This is a genomic window from Sphingomonas sp. (assembly GCF_019635515.1).
GTDB lineage: Bacteria > Pseudomonadota > Alphaproteobacteria > Sphingomonadales > Sphingomonadaceae > Sphingomonas.
Genome location: NZ_JAHBZI010000002.1, coordinates 551,645 through 573,448, shown reverse-complemented (window position 1 = coordinate 573,448; position 21,804 = coordinate 551,645). Strand labels below are relative to the sequence as shown.

Annotated in this window: 26 protein-coding genes and 1 pseudogene; 10 read left to right on the top strand and 17 right to left on the bottom strand. The window is 64.9% G+C overall.

Annotation, left to right across the window (positions count from 1 at the left end):
* Window positions 1–153: 153 nt before the first annotated feature.
* Genes KF730_RS15055 through copC form a run of 3 tightly spaced genes read right to left on the bottom strand, consistent with a single transcriptional unit; the run spans window position 154 to window position 2,157 of the window.
* Window positions 154–825: a class I SAM-dependent methyltransferase gene (locus KF730_RS15055; protein WP_294098658.1), complete on the bottom strand. Its 672-nt coding sequence runs from the start codon at window positions 823–825 to the stop codon at window positions 154–156.
* A 25-nt stretch (window positions 826–850) separates the two neighbouring features.
* Window positions 851–1,786, bottom strand: a complete 936-nt coding sequence (gene copD / locus KF730_RS15050; RefSeq protein ID WP_294098656.1) for a copper homeostasis membrane protein CopD — start codon at window positions 1,784–1,786, stop codon at window positions 851–853.
* Window positions 1,786–2,157 carry a copper homeostasis periplasmic binding protein CopC gene (gene copC / locus KF730_RS15045; protein ID WP_294098654.1) on the bottom strand — a complete coding sequence of 124 codons (372 nt, stop codon included), beginning with the start codon at window positions 2,155–2,157 and terminating at the stop codon, window positions 1,786–1,788. Before copC ends, copD begins: the two co-directional genes overlap by 1 nt.
* Window positions 2,158–2,328: 171 nt before the next feature.
* On the opposite strand from copC, the gene KF730_RS15040 reads away from it, so the two are divergent.
* The 8 genes from KF730_RS15040 (at window position 2,329) to KF730_RS15005 (ending at window position 8,770) form a co-directional block, all read left to right on the top strand.
* Window positions 2,329–2,607: a hypothetical protein gene (locus KF730_RS15040; protein WP_294098652.1), complete on the top strand. Its 279-nt coding sequence runs from the start codon at window positions 2,329–2,331 to the stop codon at window positions 2,605–2,607.
* Window positions 2,604–3,044, top strand: a complete 441-nt coding sequence (locus KF730_RS15035) for a periplasmic heavy metal sensor (RefSeq protein WP_294098650.1) — start codon at window positions 2,604–2,606, stop codon at window positions 3,042–3,044. The genes KF730_RS15040 and KF730_RS15035 overlap by 4 nt, the downstream gene beginning before the upstream one ends.
* On the top strand, window positions 3,041–3,610 hold the full coding sequence (locus KF730_RS15030; protein ID WP_294098647.1) for an RNA polymerase sigma factor: 570 nt from the start codon (window positions 3,041–3,043) through the stop codon (window positions 3,608–3,610). The genes KF730_RS15035 and KF730_RS15030 overlap by 4 nt, the downstream gene beginning before the upstream one ends.
* 127 nt (window positions 3,611–3,737) lie before the next feature.
* On the top strand, window positions 3,738–5,663 hold the full coding sequence (locus tag KF730_RS15025) for a copper resistance system multicopper oxidase (RefSeq protein ID WP_294098642.1): 1,926 nt from the start codon (window positions 3,738–3,740) through the stop codon (window positions 5,661–5,663).
* Window positions 5,660–6,853 carry a copper resistance protein B gene (locus KF730_RS15020; protein ID WP_294098640.1) on the top strand — a complete coding sequence of 398 codons (1,194 nt, stop codon included), beginning with the start codon at window positions 5,660–5,662 and terminating at the stop codon, window positions 6,851–6,853. The genes KF730_RS15025 and KF730_RS15020 overlap by 4 nt, the downstream gene beginning before the upstream one ends.
* A 58-nt stretch (window positions 6,854–6,911) precedes the next feature.
* On the top strand, window positions 6,912–7,505 hold the full coding sequence (locus tag KF730_RS15015) for a cytochrome c (RefSeq protein WP_294098636.1): 594 nt from the start codon (window positions 6,912–6,914) through the stop codon (window positions 7,503–7,505).
* Between the two features lie 43 nt (window positions 7,506–7,548).
* Window positions 7,549–7,995, top strand: a complete 447-nt coding sequence (locus KF730_RS15010; protein WP_294099905.1) for a DUF305 domain-containing protein — start codon at window positions 7,549–7,551, stop codon at window positions 7,993–7,995.
* 40 nt (window positions 7,996–8,035) lie between these two features.
* Window positions 8,036–8,770: a PepSY domain-containing protein gene (locus tag KF730_RS15005; RefSeq protein WP_294098634.1), complete on the top strand. Its 735-nt coding sequence runs from the start codon at window positions 8,036–8,038 to the stop codon at window positions 8,768–8,770.
* Between the two features lie 139 nt (window positions 8,771–8,909).
* On the opposite strand, the gene KF730_RS15000 is transcribed toward KF730_RS15005, so the two are convergent.
* The gene (locus KF730_RS15000) at window positions 8,910–9,263 is read right to left on the bottom strand and encodes a helix-turn-helix transcriptional regulator (protein ID WP_294098632.1); all 354 of its coding nucleotides are present in this window, start codon (window positions 9,261–9,263) and stop codon (window positions 8,910–8,912) included.
* A gap of 137 nt (window positions 9,264–9,400) precedes the next feature.
* On the opposite strand from KF730_RS15000, the gene KF730_RS14995 reads away from it, so the two are divergent.
* On the top strand, window positions 9,401–10,030 hold the full coding sequence (locus KF730_RS14995; protein WP_294098629.1) for a hypothetical protein: 630 nt from the start codon (window positions 9,401–9,403) through the stop codon (window positions 10,028–10,030).
* Window positions 10,031–10,033: 3 nt separating this feature from the next.
* Here the strand turns inward: KF730_RS14995 and arsH are convergent, their stop codons facing one another.
* The 7 genes and pseudogenes from arsH to KF730_RS14960 all read right to left on the bottom strand — a co-directional run bounded on the left by arsH (window position 10,034) and on the right by KF730_RS14960 (window position 15,390).
* On the bottom strand, window positions 10,034–10,777 hold the full coding sequence (gene arsH / locus KF730_RS14990) for an arsenical resistance protein ArsH (RefSeq protein ID WP_294098628.1): 744 nt from the start codon (window positions 10,775–10,777) through the stop codon (window positions 10,034–10,036).
* Entirely contained in the window at window positions 10,777–11,223 is a 447-nt protein-coding gene (gene arsN2 / locus KF730_RS14985) for an arsenic resistance N-acetyltransferase ArsN2 (protein WP_294098626.1), read from the bottom strand. The genes arsH and arsN2 overlap by 1 nt, the downstream gene beginning before the upstream one ends.
* Window positions 11,220–12,305, bottom strand: a complete 1,086-nt coding sequence (arsB, locus tag KF730_RS14980) for an ACR3 family arsenite efflux transporter (protein ID WP_294098623.1) — start codon at window positions 12,303–12,305, stop codon at window positions 11,220–11,222. The genes arsN2 and arsB overlap by 4 nt, the downstream gene beginning before the upstream one ends.
* Entirely contained in the window at window positions 12,302–12,733 is a 432-nt protein-coding gene (gene arsC / locus KF730_RS14975; protein WP_294099903.1) for an arsenate reductase (glutaredoxin), read from the bottom strand. Before arsC ends, arsB begins: the two co-directional genes overlap by 4 nt.
* A 30-nt stretch (window positions 12,734–12,763) precedes the next feature.
* Window positions 12,764–13,252: pseudogene (locus KF730_RS14970) on the bottom strand (arsenate reductase ArsC); the annotation flags it as partial.
* A 145-nt stretch (window positions 13,253–13,397) separates the two neighbouring features.
* The gene (locus KF730_RS14965) at window positions 13,398–13,712 is read right to left on the bottom strand and encodes a hypothetical protein (RefSeq protein WP_294098621.1); all 315 of its coding nucleotides are present in this window, start codon (window positions 13,710–13,712) and stop codon (window positions 13,398–13,400) included.
* Window positions 13,713–13,875: 163 nt separating this feature from the next.
* Window positions 13,876–15,390, bottom strand: a complete 1,515-nt coding sequence (locus KF730_RS14960; protein ID WP_294098619.1) for a tyrosine-type recombinase/integrase — start codon at window positions 15,388–15,390, stop codon at window positions 13,876–13,878.
* A 304-nt stretch (window positions 15,391–15,694) separates the two neighbouring features.
* Here KF730_RS14960 and KF730_RS14955 point away from each other — a divergent pair, with 304 nt between their 5' ends.
* Complete coding sequence (locus KF730_RS14955; RefSeq protein WP_294098617.1) at window positions 15,695–16,462, top strand: exonuclease domain-containing protein; 768 nt, start codon at window positions 15,695–15,697, stop codon at window positions 16,460–16,462.
* 274 nt (window positions 16,463–16,736) lie between these two features.
* On the opposite strand, the gene KF730_RS14950 is transcribed toward KF730_RS14955, so the two are convergent.
* The 6 genes from KF730_RS14950 to KF730_RS14925 all read right to left on the bottom strand — a co-directional run bounded on the left by KF730_RS14950 (window position 16,737) and on the right by KF730_RS14925 (window position 21,753).
* On the bottom strand, window positions 16,737–17,222 hold the full coding sequence (locus KF730_RS14950) for a DUF1440 domain-containing protein (RefSeq protein ID WP_294098615.1): 486 nt from the start codon (window positions 17,220–17,222) through the stop codon (window positions 16,737–16,739).
* Window positions 17,222–18,106, bottom strand: coding sequence for a TraB/GumN family protein (locus KF730_RS14945; protein WP_294098613.1), 885 nt, complete (start codon window positions 18,104–18,106; stop codon window positions 17,222–17,224). Before KF730_RS14945 ends, KF730_RS14950 begins: the two co-directional genes overlap by 1 nt.
* Window positions 18,107–18,196: 90 nt before the next feature.
* Complete coding sequence (locus KF730_RS14940; protein WP_294098611.1) at window positions 18,197–19,420, bottom strand: FAD-dependent oxidoreductase; 1,224 nt, start codon at window positions 19,418–19,420, stop codon at window positions 18,197–18,199.
* Window positions 19,417–20,253 carry an S-formylglutathione hydrolase gene (gene fghA / locus KF730_RS14935; RefSeq protein ID WP_294099901.1) on the bottom strand — a complete coding sequence of 279 codons (837 nt, stop codon included), beginning with the start codon at window positions 20,251–20,253 and terminating at the stop codon, window positions 19,417–19,419. Before fghA ends, KF730_RS14940 begins: the two co-directional genes overlap by 4 nt.
* Entirely contained in the window at window positions 20,250–20,627 is a 378-nt protein-coding gene (locus tag KF730_RS14930) for a VOC family protein (RefSeq protein ID WP_294098610.1), read from the bottom strand. Before KF730_RS14930 ends, fghA begins: the two co-directional genes overlap by 4 nt.
* A 13-nt stretch (window positions 20,628–20,640) precedes the next feature.
* Window positions 20,641–21,753: an S-(hydroxymethyl)glutathione dehydrogenase/class III alcohol dehydrogenase gene (locus KF730_RS14925; protein WP_294098607.1), complete on the bottom strand. Its 1,113-nt coding sequence runs from the start codon at window positions 21,751–21,753 to the stop codon at window positions 20,641–20,643.
* Between the last annotated feature and the right edge of the window lie 51 nt (window positions 21,754–21,804).

The following is a 21,804-nucleotide window of genomic DNA, read 5'->3' as shown; positions in this document are numbered from 1 at the left end:
GCGGTCCCGGTGTGGGGGGCGCAGCAAGCGCTTCCGGCATGCGCATGGGGATCGACATGGCTCATCTGGTAGTCCTCCGATGCGACCCCATGTGGGGTTTGACATCATGTCAGGGTCAAGGCCCCATTTTCGTCCCGGCAACCGTCGCGCGGTTCAGCGCTTGCGTGCCGTGAAGATTGCGATGGTGCCAGTCAGCGTATGGATGCGCTCGCGTTCGGCCACGTCGGTGAAACCGGCCTCGGCGATCAGGCCGGGAAGGACGCCATCTGCGTTCGGCTGCGTGTCCTCGACCCCGTCGAGCCGCTGCACGGTCAGCCGGAATAGGAGCCGCATCAACCCTGCCTGCCGGCTATAGTCGCAGAATATGAGCCGGCCGCCCGGCTTCAGCGCGCGATTCATCGCCGCCATCCCGCTCCGCTTGCCGGCAAGCGGGACCTGGTGGAATACCAGGCTCGACGTCACCGCATCGGCACTGGCCTCCGGAAGCGCGTCGGCGAAACCCTGACGCCAGTCGATCGTGACGCTTGCGCGCACCGCCTTGTCGCGGGCGATGTCCAGCGCCTGGGTATCGGGATCTATGCCGGTGACCGCTACCAGCGGATAGCGCTGCTTGAGCAGCACGGCGAAGCTGCCGGTGCCGCATCCGACATCGGCAATGGTTTCGCCGGGATTGGGCGCTAGCAGATCCAGCATCGCGCCGCGCCAGCGCAGCTCGCGCGTCCAGGTCCGGATCGCGCGGTCATAGTCGGCGGTGTCGCCGGTTCCGAGCGGGGGAGTGAAGGTTGGTGAGCCTTGCGCCTCTGCGTCGCGTTCGGGCTGCGTCATGATCAACTCCCTGTTGGCTGGACGGTCACATCGCGGAGATGGGTGGCTCGAGGGTACCCAGCCAGGCGACCAGCGCCAGCACGGCGATCGCGCAGCCGGTCTCGATCGTCAGGCTGCGGCGCAGCGCGCGCAAGGCGCTCGCATGGTCGGCGGCGGCGAGCGAGCGCTCGAACGCCGGCACCAGCCGAAACCGGTTTGCCGCGGCAAGCGCCGCCATCGCGCCGAACAGGGCCAGCTTGGCGATCAGCAGCTGTCCGTACAGGCTGTCCGGCAGCGTGGGGAGGTTCGCGGGGCCGACCAGCAGCCAAGAGTTGACGAAGCCGGAGACGATGATCGAGCCGACCGTGATCGTCCCCACCAGCGAGAAGCCGTCGAGCGCGCGGTGCGAAAGGACGAGGTGATCGCGGTCGACCAGTTCGCGCCGCCGGAACACGAGCAGCAGCAGCGCGACCAGCGCGCCGACCCAGATGCCCGCCGCCCAGAGGTGGACGATATCGGCGACAAGATGAAGCCAGCCGACCGCGCCCTCGTCCATCGCGCCGTGCCCGGACCAGGCGAGGCTCGCCAGCGCTACCGCACCGGCGATCGTAACGAGCGAAAGAGTGGTCACCGGCCGACGCCGCAGCGCAAGCGTTGCGATCAGCGCGACGAGGAGCGCCGCCATTCGGAAAAGCCAGGCGGTGCCGGCAGCCGTGCCGTTCACGATCATTTCGATGGAGGTTAAGTCCACCGAGGCGAGCGGCACGCCCGCCATGCCGGCGGCGAGCATCGCCAGGCCGCCGAGCGACAGCACCGCGCCAAGCGCGGCGCTGCCCCACAGCCATGGGCCCAGCGCAATCGCGCCGTCGAAGCGCCGTTCCTTACCGCGCAGCGCATAGAGCGCGAACGCGGCGAGTCCGAACAGCGCCATCAGGTCCAGATAAAGGCCGAGCCTGATCGCGACCGCGCCCATGTCGGTCATTAATTGATCTTGAAGGTGTAATTGCCCTCGACGCGGTGTGTGTCGGTCGACACGACATGGTAGCTGAGCTTGTAGCTCCCCCTCGGCAGCGCCTTGGGCAGCGTGACCACCAGGGTCTTGCCGTCGGCGCCGAGCGTGGCCTTGGCCGGCATCTTCATCGGGGCGTTCATCTTCATGCCCGGCATTTCGGTCATGACAAGATCGGCGCCTGAGAATTGGGCGACGAGCGATTCCGAGAAGACCAGCTTGATCTGCGCGGTTGGGGCGGCGACGCTGTTGGCCGCAGGGGTGGCGGATACGAGCTTGGGATGGGCATAGGCCGCTGCCGGCACGAGAAGCAGCGCGGCGGCGACGATCGGTGCGAAACGCATGTGAAATTCTCCGAAAGCCGGCACTGCGCCGGCATCGGGGAATACGCGTGTCCCGAACGCAACCCTCATCAACGCCGCCAAATTTTTTGAGATCCCGAACTCCGAGAGATTATTTGAGGGCTTGCGCGATCGCTCGCGTAAGAGTGACACAGGGTGAGCGGAGCAAAGACGATGGTACAGGATTTGGACGCGGCGCTCCGGCGGCTTTCCGGCGCGCCACCGCATCCAGGACTCGAGATGATCGAGGGAACGGTGCTCGGGCGCCTGCATGAACGAAGCGAGAGCGTGTCGTTCCAGGGCCTCGGCGTCGGTGCGACAGCCGCGCTCGCCGCGCTGATGCTGGGAATTGCCACCGGGAGTCCTCAGGCATCCGCCACGCCCAACACCTTGTCGCCGTTCGGGCCATCGAGTCCGCTGGCGCCGTCTACCCTGTTGACGGCAAGCCGATGAATCCGCTTCGTTGGACGATCGTCATTGCTGTGGTGGCGTTCCTCGCCGGCATTGCCGGCGTGTTCGTGGGCCGGGCGCTGATACCTGCCGCGCAGACGCAGGGGACCGAACTGCACGAGGTGCTGCATCATCAGTTGCAGCTTGATGCCGGCCAGGAAGCCCGCCTCGATGCGCTCGAACAGCAGTTCGCGATCCGGCGCCGCGCGCTCGAACTCGAGTTGCGCGCCGCAAATGCAAGGCTCGCGGGCGCTATCCAGGCCGAGCATGGCAACGGGCCGCAGGTCGCCGCCGCAGTCGATGCGTCGCATGCCGCGATGGGCGAGCTCCAGAAGGAGACGCTCGCGCACATCTTCGCGATGCGGCAGATCCTCAGGCCCGATCAGGCGCGAAAATTCGACCAGGCAGTGGTTAAGGCGCTGACCGTCGACGCACGGTGAGCCTCGATCTTGCCAGCCTGAATGACGGCGAACTCGCGGCGCTCAGCATTGCCGGGCGCGATTCCGCCTTCGCCGAGATCATGCGCCGCCACCGCGAACCGGTCTACCGCATCATTGTCGGCAATATCGGCAATCCCGATGAGGCGCTCGATCTTGTCCAGGAGACCTTCGTTTCGGCGCATCGCGCATTGGGCCGTTACGAGGCGGACCGGCCGATGCGGCGCTGGCTCGCCACCATTGCGCTCAACAAATGCCGCGACTGGCGGCGCCGGCGCGCGGTTCGGCGCCTGTTCGCCTTCGCGCTACCGCTCGACGATGCCAGCATCCAGGTTGCCGAAGACCGGGTGCTTCCCGACGAAGAAGTCGCCGGTCGCGAGGAAATGGCGCGCGTCGCCCGCGCGATCGCCGAGCTGCCGGCGGCGCTGCGTGAGCCATTGGTGCTCCACACACTCCAGGATTTGAGCCAGGCCGAGACTGCGGTGACATTGTCGATCAGCGAAAAGGCAGTCGAGACGCGCATCCGCCGGGCGCGGGCCAGGCTGACGGAGCGTCTTGGCAGAACCTGAAGCGACGCCCCTTGACCCTGACACGGTGTCAAACCCCATTTTGTTTTCACCGAAAATGAGGGGCCCGCGTGCGCCGCGCGTATGCCCTCTCAGACGTCCGGGTTGAAGACGGGATTCAGGGAATAGCATGACCGACACCATCGACCGCCGCCAATTGCTACGTGGCGCCGCCTTCGCCGGAGGCGGCCTTGCGCTTGCCGCATGGATGCCCGCCTGGGCACAGACCAACTCGGCGGGAATTGTCCGGCCGCTCCCGACGCTTTCGGGCGTGGACATCACGCTCAGGATCGCGCGGCAGACGATGACGATCGATGGCCGAAAGATGCGCGCGATCGGCGTCAACGGCACGGTCCCCGCGCCGCTGCTCCGGCTTCGCGAAGGGCAAAAGGTCCGCCTCAACGTCGTCAACGACCTCGACGTGGACAGCTCGATTCACTGGCATGGCCTGCTCGTGCCACCCCAGTTCGATGGCGTGCCCGGCGTCTCCTTTCCGGGGATCAAGCCCAGGTCCAGCTATCTCTATGAGTTCCCGATCCGGCAGAGCGGGACCTATTGGTACCACAGCCATTCGGGACTGCAGGAGCAACTCGGTCACTACGGCCCGATCGTGATCGATCCTGCCGGCCCCGATCCCGTCCAGTCCGACCGCGAGCAAGTCATCGTGCTCGCCGATCACAGCCCCTTGTCGCCGGATGAGATCTTTCGCCGCGTCAAGGTCGATCCGGGTCATTTCAACTTCCAGCGCCAGACGCTTTCCGGGCTGCTCGCCGGGCGCGACCAGCCGCTCAAAGACCGGCTCGATTGGGGCCGCATGCGCATGGACCCGACCGACGTGCTTGACGTGAGCGGCAGCACCTACACCTATATCGTCAACGGCCTCGGTCCGCGGGACAATTGGACCGCGCTGTTCAAACCCGGTGAACGCGTGCGGCTGCGCATCATCAATGCTTCGGCGATGACGAACTTCAATGTGCGCATTCCGGGCCTGTCGCCATCGATTGTCCAGGCAGACGGCCAGAATGTTCATCCGGTAATGGTCGACGAGTTCCAGATCGGCGTGGCCGAGACCTATGATGCGATCGTCACGCCTGCCGAGGACAAAGCCTATTCGATCATCGCCGAGGCAGTCGATCGTTCGGGCATGGCGCGCGCCACGCTGGCGCCGCGTCCCGGCATGGCCGGCGAAGTGCCGCCGCTCCGCAAGCGTCCGGTCGCGACGATGAAGGACATGGGCATGGACATGTCGAGCATGCCCGGGATGGAGGGCATGGACATGTCGGCCGGCATGACGCCGCCGCGCGGCCTCGATCCGTCAGCCGAGCAGAACCGGTCGGCAAGGCTCGCCACCCCGGGCGGTGCGATGCCTCAGGGTTCGGGCGCGATGCCTGGAATGGCCTCCGGCGACATGGCCGGGATGGATCACAGCAAGATGACGGGCATGTCGGGCCAGGACGGTGCCATGCCGGGCATGGACATGGGCTCGATGGACATGGGCTCGATGAAGATGCGCGATTTCTCGAACGCCCCCCAGGTCAGGAAAGGCCCGGGCGTCCAGACGATTGCGCCGATGCCGATCGACCGCACCGGCGAGCCGGGCCAGGGGCTCGAGGACGCCGGGCACAAGGTGCTCGTCTACAAGGATCTGATGGCGCTGGAGCGCAATCCCGACGTGCGCGCGCCCAGCCGCAGCCTCGACATCCACCTGACCGGCAACATGGAACGCTTCATGTGGTCGTTCGACGGCGAGAAAATGTCGGACGTGCACGAACCGATCCCGTTTATCGAAGGCGAGCGCGTGCGCATCAATCTCATCAACGACACGATGATGAGCCATCCGATCCACATCCACGGCCATTTCTTCGAGTTGGTCACGGGACATGGCGATCACGGCCCGCGCAAGCACACGGTGCTCGTCCAGCCGGGGGGCAAGGTGACCTGGGATTTCACCGCCGACGCGGTCGGCGACTGGGCGTTCCACTGCCATCTCCTCTACCACATGGCAGCCGGGATGATGCGCGTCGTGAGCGTCCGTCCGAAGGGAGAGGCGGCATGAGCCGGCTGCTCGCCGCGCTCGCGGCAACGACCGCCCTCGCGCTCGCCGCTCCCGCCGCCGCGCAGACCATGCCGGGGATGGATATGCCCGGCATGAAGATGCCGGCGCCCAGAAAGCCAGCCGCGAAGCGCCCCGCCGCCAGAAAGCCCGCGACGAACAGGCCGGTCGCGCGGCGCAAGCCCGCGCCCCGCGCCAAGCCCGCGTCGCCCGCGGCATCTGCGCCGGTCATGAACGGATCGATGCCGGGCATGGCGATGCCACCGGCCAAGCCAGGCGGGGACCCCATGCCTGCGATGCCCGGCATGGCGGCGCCTGCGCCGAGCGGAACGCCAAACGCCACGGCCGCGATGCCCGGGATGGATATGTCAGGTGACCACAAGGATCACGACATGGGCGCCATGCCTGGCATGACCATGCCGGGCATGGAGCATACCGGCACCGCGCTACCCGCCGGCGACGCGCCAGCACCCAGGCCGCCGATGGATCATTACGCCGACCGGGCTTTTCCCGCCCCGGAGATGAACCGCGCGCGCATGGCGATGATGCGTGAGCAAGGCGGCCAGACGCTCTATCAGGTGATGTTCAACCTCGCCGAAGTTCAGGTACGCCGTGGCGGCGACGGCTATCGCTGGGACGGCCAGGCGTTCGTTGGTGGCGACATCAACCGGTTTTGGGTCAAGTCCGAGGGCGAAGGCGTGTTTCGCGAGGGCATCGACTCCGCCGAGATCCAGGGGCTCTACAGCCGCGCGATAGGCCCCTATTTCAACCTTCAAGGCGGCGTCCGTCAGGATTTCGGGCCTGGGCCAAACCGCACCTATGCAACCCTCGGGTTCGAGGGCCTCGCACCGTATATGTTCGAGGTCGGAGGCGCGGCGTTCCTCAGCAACAGGGGCGAGTTGTTCGGCCGGCTCGAGGGCTATTACGACCAGCGGATCACGCAGCGCCTGGTCCTGCAGCCGCGTATCGAGTTCAATCTGTCGGCGCAGGACGTGCCCCAGATCCGGCTCGGATCGGGGCTGACCGACGCGGAGGTGGGCATCCGCCTGCGCTACGAGATCACCCGCCGGTTCGCGCCCTATATCGGCGTCTCCTACGAGGCGAAAACTGGGCGCACCGCCGACTATGCGCGCGCCGACGGCAAGTATCCGACAACGACGAGCTTCGTCGCGGGCGTGCGGCTCCAGTTCTGAATCGGCTGTCCGGCGAGAATGCTTGCAAAGAGGGGAGAAAGGAATGGACAGGGAAACGATGCGGCGCCACTTGCCGAGCTGGCCGTTCGTCGGCGCGCTGACGGGGCTGCTGCTGCTCTTCGCCGCCATGTTCGTCTATTTCGGCATCTACAACATCGCCGCCGACGCACCGCACACGACGCCGGTCTACGCACTCCTCAAAAGCCTGCGCGACCGCTCGATCCAGGTCCATGCACGCGGCATCACGCCGCCCGCCGACATCAACGCGCCGGTGCGGATCGCAACCGGGGCAGGCCTTTATGCCGAGATGTGCTCGGGTTGCCATTTGGGTCCGGGTGTCGAGCGATCCGAGCTGAGCCAGGGCCTCTATCCCCAGGCGCCCGAGCTGGCCGAGGCGCAGGACCTGAGCGCCTCCGAGCAATTCTGGATCATCAAGCACGGCATCAAGATGAGTGCGATGCCATCATGGGGCAAAACCCATCCCGATCCGCTGATCTGGGACATGGTCGCCTTCGTTCGCAAGCTGCCGGGCATGACGCCTGATGAATACCGGCGCCTCGTCGCCAGTGCTCCCGCCGATCATGACGAGATGATGAAGGACATGCCGGGGATGGAGCGCATGCCAGGCATGGGCACGCCGGAGAAGAAGTGAACGGACGACCGGGCGCGGAGAAGTGCAAGGGAGAGAACGGATGATGATGAAGAACCCCTATGTCAGCCTCGCGGTGCAGACCATTATCAGCGGCATCGTCATGTACCTGGTGATGTTCGTGATGATCGACGGCCTCGGAAGCTTCTACAACAATCTCAATATGTTCTACATGACGCTGATGATGGTCGCTCCGATGGTGGTGCTGATGATCCTGGCGATGAGGCACATGTTCCCTTCCAGGGCCGTCAACACCGCGTTGCTCGCGGCATCGGTGGTCGCGTTCCTGGGGAGCTTTGCGCTGATCCGGACCCAGGCGACGATCGGCGATGCCGAGTTTCTGCGCTCGATGATCCCGCACCATTCGGGGGCGATCCTGATGTGCCGGGAAGCCCGGCTGACCGATCCGGAGATCCTCGCGCTTTGCGAGCGGATCAAACAGTCGCAGGCTCAGGAAATCGACCAGATGAAGGCCATCCTCGCGCGCAAATAGGCGCACGAGCTGAAGCGGGGGAAGCATGAGAAGCACAAGGTTGCGTCTGCACATCGGCGCTAGTCGCCTGCACCGTTGGCTGGCGCTCGTCATTGGGCTGCAATTGCTCCTGTGGTTTTCAAGCGGACTGGTGATGAGCCTGTTGCCGATCGACCGGGTGCGCGGCGAACATCTGGTGGATCGCGAGGCCGCTGCCCTGCTGCCTGCAAACGCAAGCTATGTCTCGCCCCAGGCGATCATCGTGGCCAGCGCGGCGCCGGTCCGCGCGCTGCGCCACAAGATGCTGCTCGGCCGCCCGGTCGTCGAGGTCGAGACCGGCTCCGGTACCCTGTTGTACGACGGCGCGACAGGCGCCCGCCTCCCGCCGGTCGATGCGCGCCAAGCCGAGGCAATCGCGATCGCCGCCTATCGCGGCACGCCGCGGCCCAAGGCGGCCGTTGAGCGCGTCACCGCCGCGAGCACGGAATATAAAGGGCGTGTGCCGGCGTGGCGCGTGGTGCTGGCCGACGCCGACAGCACACGCGTTTATGTGACCGACACCGGCACGATCGCCGCGGTCCGCACCGGCACCTGGCGGCTCTACGATTTCTTCTGGGGCCTCCACATCATGGACTGGAGCGAGCATGAGAACTTCAACACGCTCTGGCTGAAGGCGTTCGCCTTTGGTGGCTTGGCCTTGGCAATCGCCGGCACGATCCTGCTCTATTTGCGGTGGCCTCGGCGCAGGCGTCGCCGAGCCGGCGTCGATCGCGGAGAGTCCAATCCCATTGGCTGAATTGGAGTTCGGCCGAAGGGGCATGAGCGATCGGGCGCGAAACGGATTACGCACCCGACTGGACCGTCGCCGCCCGATACCGAATCTCAGCTACGCTCCAATGCCCCCTTTCACCAATACTCGAATTGGCCTTTGGCGCTCAGGAGGCGCCGACTGCCTCGCAATGGCTGCGGACAAGGACGGCGGTAAGGCGTTCGCAAATTTCGGGCGATCCGCCGCAGCAATCTTCCATCAAAAACTCGAGCAGGTCGCTCATATTCGCGTAGCTCGCGGTGTAAATGATCGAGCGCCCCTCGCGGCGGCTCTCGATAAGATTCGCGTTCGACAGGATGTTGAGGTTCGCGGACAGCGTGTTGGGTGGCGTCCCCATCCGACGCGCGATCTCCCCTGCGGCGAGGCCGTCATGGCCAGCCTGGATGAGCATGCGAAAGGCGGCCAGACGTCCATCATGTGCGAGAGCCGATAAGCTGGCGACTGCGTTCTTCGGTTCCATTGTTCCACTCTAACGGAATTGTGCGTCGGAGCAACGCGTCTCGCTTGGCAATCGAGCGTCGCTCGCTGCTTCTAATGCACAAAATGCTATACTTCCAGAGTTGTTGAAATATGGTACAGTCTCAGGGAGACAGGGTAATGCCGGATACCGGTGTCGCGCAGGGCGCGGAACAGGCTAGCTTAATCGCGATCTATGACAAGCAGGCCTTGTTGCTTGCCGAAGCGGGCGGCGCACTCGCTGGCCTGTTCATGGGGCGCGGCGCTCGGGATTTGCACCTCGTGGCGATCGTGCGTCACGAAAAGGAAGCGGGAGCGCTCAGCCGAGACTTTTGGTGCGAAGCTGGATTGGCTTGTATCGATCCCCAAGACCGAAGCGTCGTGGCCGGCCTGTTCGCCGCGCTTGAGGGAGTTTTTGGCGATATGAAGCAAGCCGCGCTTGCCATCCGTCGTTACGGTATTTCGGACCCCGACCCGGGGATGCAGGCGCTGTCCCACGTCTTGGTTGATGCGATCGACACCGCCGGCATGGCGATCCCGCTGCTGCGCTCCGCCAGCCGATATCGTGAACGGCTGATCGGTGCGGGGACGACGCTTCGCGAGGAGGGCACGCTTTTTGACGACTTGCACGATACTGGGTTGCGTACGCTGTTCGAGGCCTCCTCCGATGCGCGGGAATTCATCGCGCGTCGCGAAGTCTATGCGCACTTGAAAGGCATGGCCGACGGCCTCGACCGCGTTGCCGCTACTCTTGAGCGGATTGCCGCCTAGGCCTTAACTGCCGCCAATCGCGATCGTCGACAGGTCGGTGTCGGGATCGATCCGACGATCCGCCGCCTTGCGCTCGGAGTAGCGGTCAACGAGCTGGTCGGTATGGGGCCGCAGCAGCACGGTGAAGCGCACTAGCTCCTCCATCACATCGACGATGCGATCGTAGTAGTTCGATGGCTTCATGCGGCCGTGCTCATCGAACTCTTGGAATGCCTTGGCGACGCTCGACTGATTGGGGATCGTGACCATGCGCATCCAGCGCCCGAGCAAGCGTAGCGTGTTGACCGCGTTGAAGGACTGCGAGCCGCCCGACACCTGCATGACGGCGAGTGTGCGGCCCTGGGTAGGGCGCATGCCGCCGATGGACAAAGGGAGGTGGTCGATCTGGGCCTTCATGATCCCCGACACCTGGCCATGGCGTTCCGGACTGCACCAGACGTGACCTTCGGACCAAAGCGACAGCTCGCGCAGTTCATGGACCGCTGGATGGTCGTCGCCCTTGATCTGGTCGGGAAGCGGTAGGGTGGCGGGGTCGAAAATGCGCGTCTCGGCGCCGAAATATTGCAGCAGCCGCGCCGCCTCCTCGGTCGCGAAGCGCGAGAAGGAGCGTTCGCGCAGCGATCCATAGAGCAGCAGGATCCGCGGCGGCGGCTGATCGGCGCCGAGGCCCACGGCAGGTTGCCGAAGCGCAAAGTCTGGATCGAGGGCGGGCAGATGATCGGGGTCGGTGAGGGAACGGAGGGGCATCAGGCAAATCGATCCAGTGTCTTGACAAGATAGGCAGCATTCGCCGGGCAGAGCGAGACGAATTGTTCGGTGGAAGCAATGTTCGTCGGCGCGGTGCTGCGTTCCGCATCGACATAGCCGAGCTGCCGAAAAAGCGGCGCCGCCGTGCGCGTCAGCAGATGAAGGCGTTCCACGTCCCTTGGCAGCATCGCTTCGAGTCGCCCGACAAGCGTAGAACCAAGCCCGCTTCCGCGGCGGCTGGGAAGCACCACAAGAGAACGGACCAGCCGGTCGGGCCCCTCTCCCTCCAAGCCGATAAAGCCTATCAGGCTCTTGTCGTCGGACAGGCCGAAGAATAGTCGGCCGGGCTGATCCAGGTCTCCAGTCGGGAGATCGGCCTGTTCGAGTGCAGCGCGCAGGATATCATAGGCACCGCGAGGTACTTCGAAGAACACCAGCTCGGTCACCGCGACGCGCTTCCCTCATACCAGGGTCGGGTGCGCTTCACGATCGCCACAACCGAAAGCATGACAGGAACTTCGACCAGCACGCCGACGACGGTGGCCAGCGCCGCGCCCGAGTTTAGCCCGAATAGCGAGATCGCCGCGGCAACCGCCAGTTCGAAGAAGTTGGAGGCGCCGATCAGGGCCGCGGGTGCGGCGACGCACCACGCCACGCCGAACCGCTTGCTCAGCCAATAGGCAAGGCCCGCATTGAAATAGACCTGGATCAGGATTGGCACCGCGAGCAGCGCGATGACCAGCGGCTGCGCGAGGATCTGTTGACCTTGGAAGCCGAACAGCAGGATGAGGGTGGCGAGCAGTGCCAGCAGCGATACGGGCTGCACGACCTTGAGGAAGGCGTCGAGGGCGGATTGCCCGCCGGCCGACAGCAAGGCGCTGCGAAGGATCTGCGCGGCGATAACCGGTAGCACGATGTACAGCACGACCGAGATCAGCAGCGTGTCCCATGGCACTGTGATCGACGCGACGCCGAGCAGCAGCCCGACGAGCGGCGCGAATGCGAACACCATGATCACATCGTTGAGCGCAACTTGGCTGAGCGTGTAGTTGGGCTCGCCATCGCAGAGGTTCGACCATACGAACACCATCGCGGTACAGGGCGCGGCGGCCAGCAGGATCAGACCGGCGATGTACGACGATATCTGGCCCGCGGGAAGCAGCGGCGCAAACAGCCAGCCAATGAAAACGGTACCTAGAAGTGCCATCGAAAAGGGCTTCACCGCCCAGTTGATGAACAGTGTGACTCCGACGCCTTTCCAATGCTGCCTGACCGACCCCAATGCCCCGAAATCGATCTTGAGCAGCATCGGCACGATCATCAGCCAGATGAGCACGGCGACGACCAGGTTGACCCGCGCCACCTCGGCGGTGGCGATCGCCGCGAATACCCCTGGAAGCCAGTAGCCAAGCGCTATCCCGACGACGATGCAAAGTGCGACCCATAGCGTCAGGTAGCGTTCGAAGAAGCCGATGCCGGGACGGACCGGAGCTCCAGCCGGCGCCGTAGCCGCGATTCCCTCGCTCATGCCGACACCCGCCGGCCCTGAGCATCGACCACCTGCTCGCCGTCCTCCTTGGCGAAGGCGCCGCGCTGCGCCGCCGGCAAGATATCGAGCACGACTTCCGAGGGTCGACACAAACGCACGCCAAGCAGGCTTACCACCAGCGGGCGGTTGATCAGGACCGGGTGCGCCATCATTGCATCGACCAGCGCGTCGTTGGACAGAGCGGTATCGCCAAGGCCCAGCTCCACAAATGGTGTACCTTTTTCGCGTAGCACTTCGCGAGGCGTGAGGCCGGCGCGCTCAATGAGCTGAACCAGGAGCGCGCGCGTCGGTGGCGTCTTCAGATACTCGATGACATGTGGTTCGATGCCGGCATTGCGGATCATCGCAAGTACATTGCGTGACGTTCCGCACTCAGGGTTGTGGTAGATGATGATGTCAGTCCGCATTGTGGCTCGCTTTGGTGTGGTGGTGGCGCCTTCGCTGCGCCCGATCTCGCGAAGCTTGCCCGCGAGCGCCATTTGATCATGGCTCTCGTGCGGGAGCGCCAGGAACAGTGAAATGCGGTTGGTCAGATGGCGCAGCGCCTGCCTGAACGCTTCTTCCTGCCCGTCACCTTCGACCGCCGCAGGATCGTCGATCCCCCAATGCGCGGTCACAGGCCGGCCGGGCCAGGCGGGACACATTTCGCCCGCTGCGTTGTCGCAGACGGTAAATATAAAATCGATCGCGGGAGCGCCTGGCTGCGCGAATTCGTCCCAGCTTTTCGAGCGCAGTCCCTCGGTCGGAAACTGCATCGAGGACAACAGTTCGAGCGCCATCGGGTGGACTTCCCCCTTCGGGAAGCTGCCCGCCGAATAAGCGCGAAAACGCCCCGCGCCTAGCTTGTTCATCGCGGCTTCGGCGAGGATCGACCGCGCCGAATTGCCGGTGCACAGGAACAATATGGTGTAGATACGGTCGCTCACGTCAGTCTCTCCCGATCGCGCCGGATGCTCGCGCATCTAGGCGCGGATGGGGTGGCGACGGCGTTGTTCAATTCCATTCTTCGCCAGTAGCGGAACTATCGAAACGAACAAGTCTAAGGTTCCCTGCGCCGTCGCCGCCATCCATTTAATCCCGCTTTTTGATCACGATCTGTCCCGACGAGCCGGCGACGAACGTTTGCCGGCACATCTTCTGCTCCGGTGCTGGCAACGTGCAACGGTAGAGGGGGCTTTTGAATCGTAACGCCAGTGGCTGGTCGGGCGCTGCCTGATACCTGCACTGATATTGCTCGCCGCCGCCCCGGCAAACGGTCAATGGGAGCCGCCAGACGAAGTCCTGCAGGTCCGCATCAGCGGCAAGGGCGCTTGGGTCGTCCGCTGCGAATTTGTAGATCGCAAGGGCAAGACCCAGACCAAAGAGGCACGCGGCCGCGGGGATCATCTGTATCTGTTGGAGCCGGTGAGCGGTACCTGCACGTAGCGCAATTAGCGGTCTCATGGCGATCCTCCCAGCTGCGAGTCCAACGACTCCATACTTCCACTAACGTGGAATTATGGAATCTTCAATGCGCAATCGGGTGGGCCGGCGGTTGCAGCGGCGGGGTTTAGGCTGCCAGCAGCCCGCGCTGAGCATCGCGCCATGCGCTGAGCGCTTCGGCTGAATAGACTATTCGGCGTCCGATTTTACGGAAGGCCGGACCCGTCCCCATCCAGCGATAGGTTTGCATCGTCCCAACGGTAAACCCGAGCAATGCAGCAGCGGCACGGGTATCGAGCCACTGGGTCCGGATGATCGCTCCGAGCACCGGGTCGGAATGCTGCGTTTCGGCTTCGCCATCTCTTGCCCAGAACCTGGCGAACGGTTCTTCGAGCGCTTCGTTGGCCGTTTGCTCATCTAGCCCTTCGCCAAGGCATCGGGCGATCTCGTCGGAAATGCGCTCCGCGGCACTCTTAAGCGGATGATCGGAGAGATGCGTATAGCGTTCGGTGGTCTTGGCGCTGCGGTGTCCGAGCAGCGCACCGATGATCAGCATGCTGTCGCCCGTGGCCGCGCCGATCGAGGCGAAGCTGTGGCGCAGGTCGTGGATGCGCACGTCCTCCAGGCCGGCGGTTTTACGGATCCGGACCCATACTGCCTGCAGGTCGGTGACATGGGTGCCGTCCTTCTTGCCCGGCAGCAGATAAGGGTTGCCTTCCACCCTCGGCACCATGGCGATGATCCGCATCGCGGGTCCGCCCAGATGGACGACCTTGGCGCCCGTCTTCGAGTCCGGCAGACGCAGGCAGCGATGATAGCGATCGATATAGCTGTGCTTCAGCTTTAGGATCTCGTTCTTCCGGCAGCCGGTAAGGACCAACAGCCGCAGCGCCGCGATCGCGTACTGGCTTTCCACGCCGAGCGATGCGGCAGCGGCCAGCGCCTCACCCAGCCGCGCCAGCTCGGCGGGCGAGAGGAACCGCTCCATCTTCTTGCCGGGAAATTTCCGGACGCCGATGGCCGGATTGTCCGACCGCAGCTTGCGTTCCATTGCCACGCCAAGCATCGCACTTATCGTCGTCACGCACTGGTTCGCGGCGCCCTTGCCGCCGCGCACGCGCGACAGTCGCCGATGCCCCTTTTTGAGGGTTCGGGCGGTCTTGCCAGCCGCGATGTCCCGCAGCATCTGCTCGATATCGCTCCGCTCGATCTTAGACACCCGACGCTTGCCGAGCAGCGGCAGGATATGGTTCTCGATATTGTTACGCGCCTGCCGGACGGAACTCTCCTTCGCGGTAAAGAGAGTCTCGTTCAGATAGATCTCGCTAAGATCGGCGAGCGTAAGTTCTATGCGATCCGCTATCTTTTCTTGCTGCGGGTCGACGCCATCTACAATCCTTCCTAAAAGGCTCTGCGCCTCGGCGCGCGCGGCTTCAGGCGTCCAGGGCGAGCCGTGCGGCCCGATCTTGAACCGGCGCTGGCGACCCTCGATGCGGTACTGAAGCACATAAACCAGCTTGCCAGCGGGAGATATTCTCAGCCCGAAACCAATGACATCGCTATCCCAAAGGAAGCGGTCAGTGCCATCGGCCGAGAGGCCATCGACGATGCGCTTGGTGATTCGAACGCGCTCGGTGGACATGCTATACTACTCCAACCCGACCTCAGCCTTCCGGGAGCATCCGAAATTTGGAAGCAGATTGGAAGCAAGAGGTAGAATATCGTGGGCTAAAGTGTCGCGTTATCGGCTAGCTGAGTCAAGAAAAAATGGCTGAAATCGTAGGTTTGGATAGATTGGCGCAAGTAAAAAAGCGTCTTGGTAAGGCTGAGGTCGTGAGTTCAATCCTCACCGGCAGCACCATTTTCTCCGATTCCGTCTGAGAGATTCCCCATCGGGGATCCTGGAATCGATTGGCTTTTCCCCGCCAAACCCCCAAATGCCCCCCATGGCCCCGCCCGCCCCGTCCATCATCCGCGTCATCGATCTCGAGACCACCGGCGACAAGCCGCCCGCGCACGGCGTGGTCGAGATCGGCTGGCAGGATGTCGCATTGGGCGCCGATGGCCGCTGGGAGCTGCATGGCGAGGGCGGCCACCGCATGGTCAATCCCGGCCGCCCGATCCCGCCGCTGACCATGGCGATCCACCATATCCGCGACGAGGATGTCGCCGACGCGCCGTGGTGGCACGATGTCGCCCGCCCGGTGCTCGACCCCTGGCCGCGCCGCGTCGCGCTGGCGGCGCACCGCGCCAGTTTCGAGGAGCAGTTCTGCACGCCGTCGCTGACCCGCGGCGCCGACTGGATCTGCACCTATAAATGCGCGCTCCGCCTCTGGCCGGGCACGCCGCGCTTCTCGAACCAGTTCCTGCGCTATTGGCGCAAGCCCGAGGGGATGGATCACGAGCGCGGCCTGCCCGCGCACCGTGCTTTTCCCGATGCCTATGTCACCGCCTTCCACCTGCGCGACATGCTGGGCGAGGCCAGCGTCGAGCAATTGATCGCCTGGTCGAAGGAACCGGCACTCGAGCCGCGCGTCCGCTACGGCCCCGAGCGCGGCAAGGAATATGCCGAGCTCGACGAGGATGTGCTGATCGCCTTCACGCAGGACCGCGATCCCGACATCCGCTTCAGCGCCGCGACCGAACTCGCCCGCCGGCATGGCGGCGGCGCGGTCAAACGAACCGCCATTCCGCCGCAGGATTTGCTGCTCTAGGCTCCATCCACGCCAATTATATTCGTCATCCCGCGAAAGCGGGGACCCGGAGCCAAGCGGAGTATCGCATACTTACCCTGGCTCCCCGCTTTCGCGAGGATGGCGGTATACTTGCGCGCCCGGATAACGGGCCAACCACCGCGCAAGTGCGCCATGCTTGCAATGTAGGATTTCGCCTGCTTGGCTCAGCCGACCGGCATCGCCGCACGCTCTTTGAAATTGTCGCTCCGAAAATCCCCATGGTCAGTGCGACCATTGGGACCATTCGCGCCGGTCAGCCTCCGCGCCGCCCCGCGATCAGCCAGCGCACGCCCTCCAATACCCAGCCGTAAACCAGATGCGACGCCGCGCCATAGGCATGGGTGGCGAGCGGCGTAGCTTCCGGCCCCGGCCCGAGACCAGCCGCCGGCACCACGCCCTCGTCGAGCAGCGCCGCGGTGGCGATGCCATAGGCGCTGCCGAACCCCGCGCTCGCCTCGGCGCGATATTCGGTGAGCACGCCATAGATGCCGCCCAGCACCGCGCCGGTGATGTAATGCACCGCCTGACCTCCGGCCTCGCGGTACGGCGCTGGCACCGGCTGACCGGTCACCGTTTCGCTGACCTTGTCGGCCGCCTTCACTGTCGCCGGATCGTCCTCGCCGCCTTCATCGGGCAGCAATTTCCGCGCCTGGTTCTGGAATGCGGCCATTGCCGCCGAGGCGATCAGCCCGGCGGCGACGCCCGCGAACAGGCCGAGCAAGGGGCGCGGCCTGGCCATCAATACTCGACGCGCACGGCGGTCAGCTTGTGCTTGGCGAGCTGGGCCTGGACGCTGTCGCTTCCGGCAAGATGCCCCGCGCCGACCGCGACGAACACCGTGCCCGGCTTTTCCATCCGCGCCGCGATCCAGTCGGCCCAGCGGACATTGCGGTCGGCGAGCAGCAGCTTGCCGACCTCCGGCGTCTCGCGCAGCGCCTCGTTCATCGTCTCGCCCAGGGCAACCGCGTCGCCGGCCGACCAGTTAGAGACCATCTTGTCGAGCATCGCTCCGCTCTTGTCATAGCTGTCTAGCGTCGAAACGAGGAACTTGACCTGCAGATCCTCGGGCATGGTGTCGAGAAATCCCAGTTGCTGCTCGGCGGTCTCAAGCCCGATCAGCGGCTTGTTGGCCGCCTTCGCCGCGGCGCTGATCGTCCGCTCGGCACCGCTTTCGGGATCGTAGCCAAGCTTGGGCAGCGGCGCCATACTCGCGGTCAGCGCCACGAACCACGGCTCGAACCGCTCCAGCGCGGCGGGTGCCGTGCCGAGATCGGCCGCGACCTTGCCCAGAGCCGCCCGGCTGGCCTCGGGCAGCTTGTCGCTGAGGTTCGGTCCCGTGGTGCTGATCGCGGTCTTCATGACCAGCGCCTGCATCTCCGCCGGCGCCGGCTCGATCATCTCGAGCACCACTTCGTCGCTCTTGTCGAATGCCGCCTTCACCGCTTCGTCGAACCAGCTCAGGCCCGGCTTGAGGACGTGGACGGTACCGAACAGATAGATCGTCGTGTCGGCGTCCTTGACCACCCACAGCGCCGGATCGGCATCCTTGGCCTCCTGCGCCCAGCCCGGTGCCGCCACCAGCGCGGCGAGCGCCGCGGCAAGTCCGAACAGCTTCTTCAACATCGTACAAGATACTCCACTCGCCCGGCTCAGGCTCGACACACTATCAGCCTGATGATGAACAAAATCCCCGCGATCGCGCTTGCCATATGGTCAGGCTGACAAGTCCTTGAGAGGCACGCTCGCATCGGCCAGCGCGGCAGGATCGATCGCACGGCCCTCCGCGACCAGCTTGCGGCCCTGGACATAGTCCTTGACCGCATTGACGCAGTCGAGCGCGATCACCCGTCCCGCAGCCAGATAGATCACCGAGAAACTGCGCGTGGCCGGGTCGCCGCGTACCACTGCGGTATCATACCCCGCCGAAATGCCGACGGTCTGGAGCTTGAGGTCATACTGGTTCGACCAGAACCATGGCACCGCGTCGTATCCCGCCTCCAGTCCGCAGATCGTCTTGGCCGCGACGGTCGCCTGATCGTTGGCGTTCTGCACCGATTCGAGCCGGATCATCCGATCGCCGGCATGGGCGTTGGCGTGCAGCGCGCAGTCGCCGATCGCATAGATGTCGGGCAGCGATGTCCGGCATTGCCCATCGACCAGCACGCCATTGCCGCCGCTCGCGCCCGCGGCAAGCAAAGGCGCGACCGCCGGTTCGATGCCGATGCCGACGATCGCCATCTGCGCGGGCACGACTTCGCCGTCAGCCAGCCGCACGCCGCTGACGCGGTCATCCCCCTCTATCCCCGATACCTGCACGCCGGTGCGAATTGTCACGCCGTGCGCGCGATGCTCGGCCTCGAAGAAACGCGACAACGGCTCGCCGGCGACCCGCGCCAGCACCCGGTCCTGCGCCTCCAGCACCGTGACCTTGCGGTCCAGCTTGGCCAGCACCGCCGCCGCCTCGAGCCCGATATAGCCACCGCCGATCACCGCGACGTCGCGCACTTCAGGCAGCTCGGCGATCATCGCATCGACATCGGCGCGCGTCCGCACGGTGTGCACGCCCGTCAGGTCATGCCCGTCGCACGCGATCCGCCGTGCCTTGCCTCCCGCCGCCCAGATCAGCGCAGCGTATCCGATGCGCGCGCCATCGGCGGTGGTGACGCTCCTGGCCGCCGGATCGACCGCCACCACGGTTCGCCCCGTCAGCATCGTCACGCTGCGCTCTTCCCAGAACGCCGCCGGGCGGATCAGCAGCCGCTCGAAGACCTTGTCCCCGGCAAGATATTCCTTCGAGAGCGGCGGACGCTCATAGGGCAGTTCGGGCTCGTCGCCGATCAGCACGATCGACCCTTCGAACCTGTTCTGCCGCAGCGCGATCGCCGCCTGCGCCCCGCCATGGCCGGCGCCGACGATCAGGACATCATAGCGGTTCATTTCAGCCGTTCCGCATGCCAGGCGACATGCTCGGCCAGGAAAGTCGAAACGAAGCAATAGCTGTGATCATATCCCGGCTGGATGCGCTGGGTGAGCTCGATCCCCGCATCCTCGCACGCCGCCGCCAGCAATTCCGGGCGAAGCTGCTCGTCCAGGAACGGATCAGCCGATCCGGTATCGACCAGCAGTTCGCGAACCCGTGCGCCATCCTCGATCAGCGCCACCGCGTCATAGGCGCGCCACGCCGGGCGATCCTCGCCCAGATAGCCCGCCAGCGCCTTCTCTCCCCACGGCACCCGCCCCGGCGCCGCGATCGGCGCGAAGGCCGAGACCGACCGGAACCGCGCGGGATTGCGCAAGCCGATGGTCAGCGCGCCATGCCCGCCCATCGAATGGCCGGTGATGCCCTGCCTGCGCATATCGGCGGGGAAATGCTGTCCGATCAATGCCGGAAGCTCGTCCTCGATATAGGAGCGCATCCGGAAATGCGTTGCCCATGGCGCCTCGGTCGCGTCGAGATAGAAGCCCGCGCCTTGGCCGAAATCATAGGCCGGATCGTCGGGCACGCCTTCGCCGCGCGGCGACGTATCGGGCGCCACGAAGATGATGCCATGCTCGGTGCATGCCTTCCGATACTCGCCCTTGTCGGTGACGTTGGCATGCGTGCAGGTCAGTCCCGACAGATACCATAGCACCGGCAGCGTCACGCCCTCGGCATGCTCCGGCACGAACACCGAAAAAGTCATGTCGGTGCCCGTCGCCGACGAAGCGTGGCGGTAGACGCCCTGCACGCCGCCATGCGCCCGGTTGGTCGAGAGCGTCTCCACGGTCAGTCGGGCATCTGGCAGAAGGCGCAGATCTTGTTGCCGTCGGGATCGCGCAGATAGGCGCCATAGGCCTTGCCGGGCGCGTTCGGACGGTGGCCCGGCGCGCCTTCATCGCTGCCGCCATTGGCGATGCCCGCAGCGTGGAAGGCATCGACCGCCGCCATGTCCGCCGCGGCGAAGCCGGTAGTGCCGCCATTGCCGAAGGTCGCGGGCTCGCCATTGGCGGGCTTACCGACGCCGAGCGCACCGCCGGGCGAGCGATAGAAAACGCGGTGGCCCATGTCGAACCCGGGGTCTATCCCGAGCGCGCCGAGCGCCGCGTCATAGAAAGCCTTGGATTTCTGAACGTCGTTCGATCCCAGCATCAGATGCGTGAACATGGGCCTTCTCCTCTCAATAGACGACGACGCTGCGGATGCTCTCGCCCGCATGCATCAGATCGAATCCCTTGTTGATCTCTTCCAGCGACAGAATGTGCGTGATCATCGGATCGATCTCGATCCTGCCGTTCATGTACCAGTCGACGATCTTGGGCACATCGGTGCGCCCCTTGGCACCGCCGAACGCCGTGCCCCGCCAGTTGCGCCCGGTGACGAGCTGGAAGGGTCGCGTCGAGATCTCCCTGCCCGCCTCGGCGACACCGATGACGATGCTCGTGCCCCAGCCGCGATGGCAGCATTCGAGCGCGGTGCGCATCACTTCGGTATTGCCGGTCGCGTCGAAGCTGTAATCCGCGCCGCCATCGGTCAGCGCCAGCACTTCGGCGATCACTTCGTCGCGCGACTTGCCGGCGCCGTTTATGAAGTCGGTCATCCCGAACTTGCGGCCCCATTCCTCGCGGTCAGGGTTGATATCGACGCCGACGATACGGCCCGCGCCAACCATCTTGGCACCCTGGATGACGTTGAGCCCGATGCCGCCGAGCCCGAACACCACGACATTCTCGCCGGCCTGGACCTTGGCGGTGTTGACTACCGCGCCGACCCCGGTGGTGACGCCGCAGCCGATATAGCAGCTGGTCTGGAACGGCGCGTCCTCGCGGATCTTCGCCACCGCGATCTCGGGAAGCACCGTGAAGTTCGAGAAGGTCGAGCAGCCCATATAATGGAAGATCGGCTGGCCCTTGTGGCTGAACCGGGTCGTGCCGTCGGGCATCAGCCCCTTGCCCTGCGTCGCGCGGATCGCGGTGCAGAGGTTGGTCTTGCCGCTGAGGCACGATTTACACTGGCGGCATTCGGGCGTGTAGAGCGGGATGACATGGTCGCCGGGCTTGACGCTGGTCACGCCCGCACCGACCTCGCGAACCACGCCCGCGCCTTCATGCCCCAGCACGCTCGGGAAGATGCCTTCGCTGTCGAAGCCGTCCAGCGTGTACGCGTCGGTATGGCAGATGCCCGTCGCCATGATCTCGACCAGCACTTCGCCGGCCTTCGGCCCCTCCAAATCAAGCTCGACGATCTCCAGCGGTTTCTTCGCCTCGAAAGCGACAGCGGCACGCGTCTTCATCCAAATCTCCTCGCTTGGGCGAGCTAATCGGGGAAGACGCGCGCCTGCGCA

What these genes read in the sequence shown, in the direction of transcription:
- KF730_RS14945 (WP_294098613.1), bottom strand. Translation starts at nt 18,106, where the DNA reads ATGTTGAAGAAGCTGTTCGGACTTGCCGCGGCGCTCGCCGCGCTGGTG.
- KF730_RS14930 (WP_294098610.1), bottom strand. Translation starts at nt 20,627, where the DNA reads ATGTTCACGCATCTGATGCTGGGATCGAACGACGTTCAGAAATCCAAG.
- KF730_RS14995 (WP_294098629.1), top strand. Translation starts at nt 9,401, where the DNA reads ATGCCGGATACCGGTGTCGCGCAGGGCGCGGAACAGGCTAGCTTAATC.
- copD (WP_294098656.1), bottom strand. Translation starts at nt 1,786, where the DNA reads ATGACCGACATGGGCGCGGTCGCGATCAGGCTCGGCCTTTATCTGGAC.
- KF730_RS15010 (WP_294099905.1), top strand. Translation starts at nt 7,549, where the DNA reads ATGATGAAGAACCCCTATGTCAGCCTCGCGGTGCAGACCATTATCAGC.
- KF730_RS15020 (WP_294098640.1), top strand. Translation starts at nt 5,660, where the DNA reads ATGAGCCGGCTGCTCGCCGCGCTCGCGGCAACGACCGCCCTCGCGCTC.
- KF730_RS15035 (WP_294098650.1), top strand. Translation starts at nt 2,604, where the DNA reads ATGAATCCGCTTCGTTGGACGATCGTCATTGCTGTGGTGGCGTTCCTC.
- KF730_RS15015 (WP_294098636.1), top strand. Translation starts at nt 6,912, where the DNA reads ATGCGGCGCCACTTGCCGAGCTGGCCGTTCGTCGGCGCGCTGACGGGG.
- KF730_RS14950 (WP_294098615.1), bottom strand. Translation starts at nt 17,222, where the DNA reads ATGGCCAGGCCGCGCCCCTTGCTCGGCCTGTTCGCGGGCGTCGCCGCC.
- KF730_RS14955 (WP_294098617.1), top strand. Translation starts at nt 15,695, where the DNA reads ATGGCCCCGCCCGCCCCGTCCATCATCCGCGTCATCGATCTCGAGACC.
- arsB (WP_294098623.1), bottom strand. Translation starts at nt 12,305, where the DNA reads ATGAGCGAGGGAATCGCGGCTACGGCGCCGGCTGGAGCTCCGGTCCGT.
- KF730_RS15025 (WP_294098642.1), top strand. Translation starts at nt 3,738, where the DNA reads ATGACCGACACCATCGACCGCCGCCAATTGCTACGTGGCGCCGCCTTC.
- copC (WP_294098654.1), bottom strand. Translation starts at nt 2,157, where the DNA reads ATGCGTTTCGCACCGATCGTCGCCGCCGCGCTGCTTCTCGTGCCGGCA.
- KF730_RS15055 (WP_294098658.1), bottom strand. Translation starts at nt 825, where the DNA reads ATGACGCAGCCCGAACGCGACGCAGAGGCGCAAGGCTCACCAACCTTC.
- KF730_RS14965 (WP_294098621.1), bottom strand. Translation starts at nt 13,712, where the DNA reads ATGATCCCCGCGGCCGCGTGCCTCTTTGGTCTGGGTCTTGCCCTTGCG.
- KF730_RS14940 (WP_294098611.1), bottom strand. Translation starts at nt 19,420, where the DNA reads ATGAACCGCTATGATGTCCTGATCGTCGGCGCCGGCCATGGCGGGGCG.
- KF730_RS15040 (WP_294098652.1), top strand. Translation starts at nt 2,329, where the DNA reads ATGGTACAGGATTTGGACGCGGCGCTCCGGCGGCTTTCCGGCGCGCCA.
- KF730_RS15000 (WP_294098632.1), bottom strand. Translation starts at nt 9,263, where the DNA reads ATGGAACCGAAGAACGCAGTCGCCAGCTTATCGGCTCTCGCACATGAT.
- arsC (WP_294099903.1), bottom strand. Translation starts at nt 12,733, where the DNA reads ATGCGGACTGACATCATCATCTACCACAACCCTGAGTGCGGAACGTCA.
- KF730_RS14925 (WP_294098607.1), bottom strand. Translation starts at nt 21,753, where the DNA reads ATGAAGACGCGTGCCGCTGTCGCTTTCGAGGCGAAGAAACCGCTGGAG.
- KF730_RS14960 (WP_294098619.1), bottom strand. Translation starts at nt 15,390, where the DNA reads ATGTCCACCGAGCGCGTTCGAATCACCAAGCGCATCGTCGATGGCCTC.
- arsH (WP_294098628.1), bottom strand. Translation starts at nt 10,777, where the DNA reads ATGCCCCTCCGTTCCCTCACCGACCCCGATCATCTGCCCGCCCTCGAT.